The sequence below is a fragment of the Bacteroidia bacterium genome, assembly GCA_039924845.1.
GTDB lineage: Bacteria > Bacteroidota > Bacteroidia > DATLTG01 > DATLTG01 > DATLTG01.
On sequence record JBDTAC010000039.1, the window covers coordinates 1 to 5662 of the forward strand.

The window sequence follows — 5662 nt, forward strand, 5'->3', positions numbered from 1 at the left end:
GCATGAAAGAGGCCAGAGAAAAAGGTTTCTTAGCAAAATAATTTTTTAAAATCTCCACAAAATGGCTAAAAGAGGCAATAGAATACAGGTAATTTTAGAATGTACTGAACACAAAGAAAGCGGTAAAGCTGGAACTTCGCGTTACATTACTACTAAAAATAAAAAAAACACTCCAGATAGAATTGAGCTGAAAAAGTACAATCCTATTTTGAAAAAAATGACCGTTCATAAAGAAATTAAATAATTCGTTATTTCAGATAACGATTAAATACCTAAAAACATGGCAAAGAAAACAGTTGCAACATTAAAATCAGGTAAAGGAAAAGATTTTACGAAAGTGATTAAAATGGTAAGATCGCCTAAAACAGGTGCTTACACGTTCAAGGAAGAAATAGTTCACAACGATCACATCAAAGATTTCTTGGCGTCAAAATAAAATTTTCGCAAGAGAATAATTGTAAAACTTCTTTTCTGACCGAAGGGAAGTTTTATTTTTTTAGACAAGTCTTTCCAAAAAAATATTTTTTCAGACTCCAAATTCATGGGCATTTTCGGCTTTTTCAATAAAGAAAAAAAAGAAACCTTAGACAAAGGTCTATTTGTTACGAAGCAAAATTTATTTAGCAAAATAGCCAATGCTATACTCGGAAAAGCCACGATTGACGATGAATTACTCGAAAAGATCGAAGAAATTTTATTAAGCTCTGATGTGGGCGTTCAAACTTCCCTCAAAATTATTGATCGCTTAAAAAAACGCGTTGCTGAAAAACGCCGTGTTGAAACATCCGAATTAAACGATTTATTGAAACACGAAATTTCCGAATTATTAGTTGGAAACGACAAAAACAATCCTGCCGATTTCGATATTTTAAGTGATAAAAAACCTTACGTGATAATGGTCGTGGGCGTTAATGGCGTCGGAAAAACAACTACGATTGGGAAATTGGCGCATCAATTTAAAAAAGCAGGAAAAAAAGTGGTGTTAGGCGCTGCGGACACGTTTCGCGCTGCCGCCAGTGAACAATTAGTGATTTGGGCAAAACGTTCGGACGTAGATATTGTAACGCAAAATGCTGGTGCAGATCCTGCTGCTGTGGCGTTTGATACGCTTCAATCGGCGAAAGTAAAAAATGCGGATGTAGTCATTATCGATACGGCAGGACGATTGCACAACAAAATAAATTTAATGAATGAACTTTCTAAGATTAAAAAAGTAATGCAGAAAGTGATTCAGGATGCCCCGCACGAAATTTTATTGGTGCTGGATGCGTCTACCGGACAAAATGCGATTGAACAATGCAAACAATTTACGGCTGCCACGGAAGTAAATGCCTTGGCGCTCACAAAATTAGATGGGACAGCTAAAGGTGGCGTTGTTATTGGTATTTCGGATCAATTTAAAATTCCGGTGAAATACATCGGAATAGGCGAAAAAATAGACGATTTACAAATATTCAACAAAACAGAATTTGTAGATTCGCTTTTCAAAAATTAATTTTTCAAGAGCTTAAAAAATCTTTTTCTTTGAAAACAAAAACACTCAAAAAAAATAAAGTAAACGTTATTACGCTCGGTTGCTCGAAAAATACTTACGACAGCGAAGTATTAATGGGGCAATTGCGCGCGAATAAATTTGAAGTAGAACACGAAAGTTTGAAAGATGACGCTGGAATTGTTATCATCAATACGTGTGGTTTTATCGACAATGCTAAACAAGAAAGCATTGATACGATTTTGCGGTATGTAGATGCGAAAAAAGAAGGTTTAGTGGATAAATTATATGTTACCGGATGCCTCAGCGAACGTTACAAAGCAGATTTAGAAAAAGAAATTCCAGAGGTGGACAGTTATTTCGGAACACGCGATTTACCAAGACTTTTAAAAACATTAAAAGCTGATTATAAACACGAATTAATTGGAGAACGTGTGCTCACAACTCCCATTCATTACGCCTATTTTAAGATTTCGGAAGGTTGCGATCGTCCTTGTTCTTTTTGCGCCATTCCGTTGATGCGCGGAAATCATATTTCTACACCCATTGAAAATTTGGTGAAACAAGCTGAATCTCTTGCCAAAAAAGGAACGAGAGAATTAATTTTAATTGCGCAAGATTTGACGTATTACGGATTGGATATCTATAAAAAAAGAAATTTAGCTGAACTGATTTCGCGTCTTTCAGAGGTGGAAGGAATTGATTGGATTCGTTTGCATTATGCCTTTCCGAGCGGCTTTCCGATGGATGTGTTGGATGTGATGCGCGAAAATAAAAAAGTGTGTAATTATTTAGATATGCCTTTGCAGCACATCAGCGATGCGATGCTGAAATCAATGCGCAGAGGAACTACGAAACAAAAAACGATTGATTTGGTAAATGCCATTCGCGATAAAGTTCCTGAAATTGCAATCAGAACTACTTTGATAGCAGGTTATCCGGGTGAAACCGAAAAAGATTTTTCGGAAATGAAAGATTGGGTAGCGGAAACAAAATTCGACCGTTTGGGAATTTTTACTTATTCTCACGAAGAAAATACGCATGCGTATAAATTAAATGACGATGTGCCTGAAATCCTTAAACAGCAAAGAGCAGAAGAGGTTATGGAAATTCAGCAAAGCATTTCAAACGAATTAAATTTTAAAAAAATTGGCAAAATAATGTCTGTTTTATTTGACAGAAAAGAAGGAGATTATTTTATCGGTCGCACTGAATTTGATTCGCCCGAAGTGGATAATGAAGTGTTGGTAGAAGCCAAAAATAATTTTATTCGCATTGGCGATTTTGCTCCAATAAAAATAACAAGTGCCGAAGATTATGACTTGCACGGAACGGTTTTTTCGTAAATTTGTCGCGTGCAAACATCTTTTATTCCGCTTTCCGAAACACATCAATTTCCTTCATTAATCCTTGATTATTTGAAGGGCGAAAAATCACTCGCGTCTTTTTATAAATATGCTCCTGAAATAAATTTTTTCGAACAAGCTATAGCTGATAAATCGAAAGAAAAAATAGATAGAACGACTTTGGTGGATGTTCTCAAAGAACAAAATAGAATTTCAGAAAAAAGATTTCCGCTTGTTTTTCAAAACATTGAATCGCTAAAAAACGAAAATACTTTCACCGTTTCTACTGGTCATCAATTATGCCTTTTCACTGGACCACTTTATTTTATTTACAAGATAATTTCTACCATTAATTTGGCGGAAGAATTGAAAAAAAGATTTCCGGACAAGCATTTTGTTCCTGTTTATTGGATGGCTTCCGAAGATCATGATTTTGAAGAAATCAATCACATTCATCTTTTCGGGAAAACGTTGAAATGGGAAAATGCTGAAAATAGTGGTATTCCTGTTGGGGAAATTAAGACCGATTCGCTTAAAAATTATTTAGAAGAACTGAAAAAAATAATGGGCGAAAGTGAAAATGCCAATTATTTAGTTCAACTTTTTTCGGATGCGTATTTGAAAAATAATAATCTCGCAGAAGCGACAAAATACTTGGTGAGTGAGCTTTTCGGAACGTATGGCTTGGTGGTGATAGATGCGGCAGATAAGCGTTTAAAAAAATGTTTTTCTGACATATTAAAAGACGATATTTTAAATAACACGAATTTTCATTTGGTTCAAAATGCGATTGAAAAATTAGCGAAACAAAATATTTCAGCTATTGTAAATCCGCGCGAAATCAATTGTTTTTATGTAACAGAAAAAGTACGCGGAAGAATTATTTTTGAAAACGGAAAGTATCAAATTCAACATACTGAATTGGTGTTTTCGGAAAAAGAAATTTTGGAAGAATTAGAAAATTATCCCGAAAAATTTAGTCCAAATGTGGTGTTGCGCTGTTTGTATCAAGAAAAAATATTACCAAACTTGGCTTATATCGGCGGACCAGGAGAAATTTCGTATTGGTTTCAATACAAAGAAATGTTCGAACATCACCAAATTAATTTTCCTGTTTTGATGTTGCGAAATTCTGTTTTGTGGCTAGATTCTGTTATTTCTGAAAAAATAAAAAGCTTGAAAATTGATTTTGAAAAACTATTTTTTTCAGAAGAAGAATTGGTGAAAGATTTTGTGAAAAATAATAGTGAAACCGAAGTGAATTTGGAAGTTGAAACGAATGAGTTGAAAAAAATATTTTTAGCACTTTCCGACAAAGCAGCGAATATAGATGGCAGCTTAAAACCTTTGGTAGAAGCCGAAATGCAGAAAACAATAAATGCGTTGAAGAACATTGAAAATCGTTTTTTGAAAGCGGAAAAACAAAAACAAGAAGTTACAATTAATCGGTTAAGAAAAATAAAATCAACGCTTTTTCCGGAAAAGAAAATGCAGGAACGTTATGATAATTTTATTCCCTATTATTTGAAAAATGGGAAGCATTTTATCGAAACTTTAAAAGAATCGTTGCATCCATTTGATTCCAGATTAATAGTTATATCAGAGCATTCAGAAAATAAATAAATCTATAAAATCTTTATATTTGCCAGATGCAAGAAACTATTTTAATACTTGATTTCGGATCACAATACACGCAACTCATCGCACGCAGAGTGCGCGAACTAAATGTGTATTGTGAGATTCATCCGTTTAATCATTTCCCTTCGATTACAAAAAATATAAAAGGTGTTATTCTTTCTGGAAGTCCTTTTTCTGTGAGAGATTCCAATTCACCCAATCCTGATTTATCAGCTATAAAAAATAAAATTCCTTTACTTGGGATTTGTTACGGAGCACAACTTTTAGCAAAACAAAATGGAGGCGAAGTGTTGCCATCTAAAAATAGAGAATATGGTCGTGCAAATTTGTCGTTTGTAAACGATAAAAATAAATTATTTGAAAAAATTTCTCTGAACTCACAAGTTTGGATGTCGCATGCAGACACGATTACAAAGGTTCCTGAAAATTTTGAAATTGTGGCAAGTACACACGATGTGAAAGTGGCAGGTTTTCAAATTAAAGAAGAAAAAACGTTTGGAATTCAATTTCATCCCGAAGTTTTTCATTCTACTGAAGGTTTAATTTTATTGAAAAATTTTGTTGTAAATACTTGTCATTGTTCTCAAAATTGGACACCCGATTCCTTTGTTGAAACAACGGTTTCGGAATTAAAAAATACATTGCAAAATGATAAAGTAGTGTTGGGTTTATCGGGTGGAGTTGATTCGAGTGTGGCGGCAGTTTTGTTACACAAAGCCATCGGTAAAAATTTATTTTGCATTTTCGTGGATAACGGTTTGTTGCGAAAAGATGAATTTGAAAATGTACTTGCATCCTATAAAAATATGGGCTTGAATGTGAAAGGAGTGGATGCGAAAAAAAGTTTTTACGAGGCTCTTTCAGGAGTGAGCGATCCAGAAAAAAAACGCAAGGCAATCGGTAAAACATTTATAGATATTTTTGATCAAGAAGCCCAACAAATAAAGGATGTAAAATGGTTGGCACAAGGAACAATTTATCCAGATGTGATAGAATCTGTTTCTGTAAAAGGTCCATCGGCAACTATTAAATCGCACCATAATGTTGGCGGTTTGCCAGAAACGATGAAATTAAAAATTGTAGAACCACTCAAATCTTTATTTAAAGATGAAGTTCGAAAAGTGGGAAAAGTATTGGAAATTGATGATGCTATTTTAGGTCGTCATCCTTTTCCGGGACCAGGATT

At 34.2% G+C, this 5662-nt stretch carries 6 protein-coding genes; all 6 read left to right on the forward strand.

All coding sequences use genetic code 11. The annotated features are described in order from the left end of the window. Nucleotides 1-61: 61 nt before the first annotated feature. Nucleotides 62-244, forward strand: a complete 183-nt coding sequence (gene rpmG / locus ABIZ51_04145) for a 50S ribosomal protein L33 (GenBank protein MEO7087965.1) — start codon at nt 62-64, stop codon at nt 242-244. Nucleotides 245-280: 36 nt separating this feature from the next. Continuing rightward, nucleotides 281-436 (forward strand): DUF4295 domain-containing protein, encoded by a 156-nt coding sequence (locus ABIZ51_04150; GenBank protein MEO7087966.1) that lies wholly within the window; start codon nt 281-283, stop codon nt 434-436. A gap of 105 nt (nt 437-541) precedes the next feature. Continuing rightward, nucleotides 542-1495: a signal recognition particle-docking protein FtsY gene (ftsY, locus tag ABIZ51_04155; protein ID MEO7087967.1), complete on the forward strand. Its 954-nt coding sequence runs from the start codon at nt 542-544 to the stop codon at nt 1493-1495. A 29-nt stretch (nt 1496-1524) separates the two neighbouring features. Further along, nucleotides 1525-2838, forward strand: coding sequence for a 30S ribosomal protein S12 methylthiotransferase RimO (gene rimO, locus ABIZ51_04160; GenBank protein MEO7087968.1), 1314 nt, complete (start codon nt 1525-1527; stop codon nt 2836-2838). Nucleotides 2839-2847: 9 nt separating this feature from the next. Next, nucleotides 2848-4461: a bacillithiol biosynthesis cysteine-adding enzyme BshC gene (bshC, locus tag ABIZ51_04165; protein ID MEO7087969.1), complete on the forward strand. Its 1614-nt coding sequence runs from the start codon at nt 2848-2850 to the stop codon at nt 4459-4461. 26 nt (nt 4462-4487) lie between these two features. Beyond that, on the forward strand, nt 4488-5662 hold a 1175-nt coding region (gene guaA / locus ABIZ51_04170; protein ID MEO7087970.1), incomplete at its 3' end, for a glutamine-hydrolyzing GMP synthase.

What these genes read in the sequence shown, in the direction of transcription:
- rpmG (MEO7087965.1), top strand. Translation starts at nt 62, where the DNA reads ATGGCTAAAAGAGGCAATAGAATACAGGTAATTTTAGAATGTACTGAA.
- ABIZ51_04150 (MEO7087966.1), top strand. Translation starts at nt 281, where the DNA reads ATGGCAAAGAAAACAGTTGCAACATTAAAATCAGGTAAAGGAAAAGAT.
- ftsY (MEO7087967.1), top strand. Translation starts at nt 542, where the DNA reads ATGGGCATTTTCGGCTTTTTCAATAAAGAAAAAAAAGAAACCTTAGAC.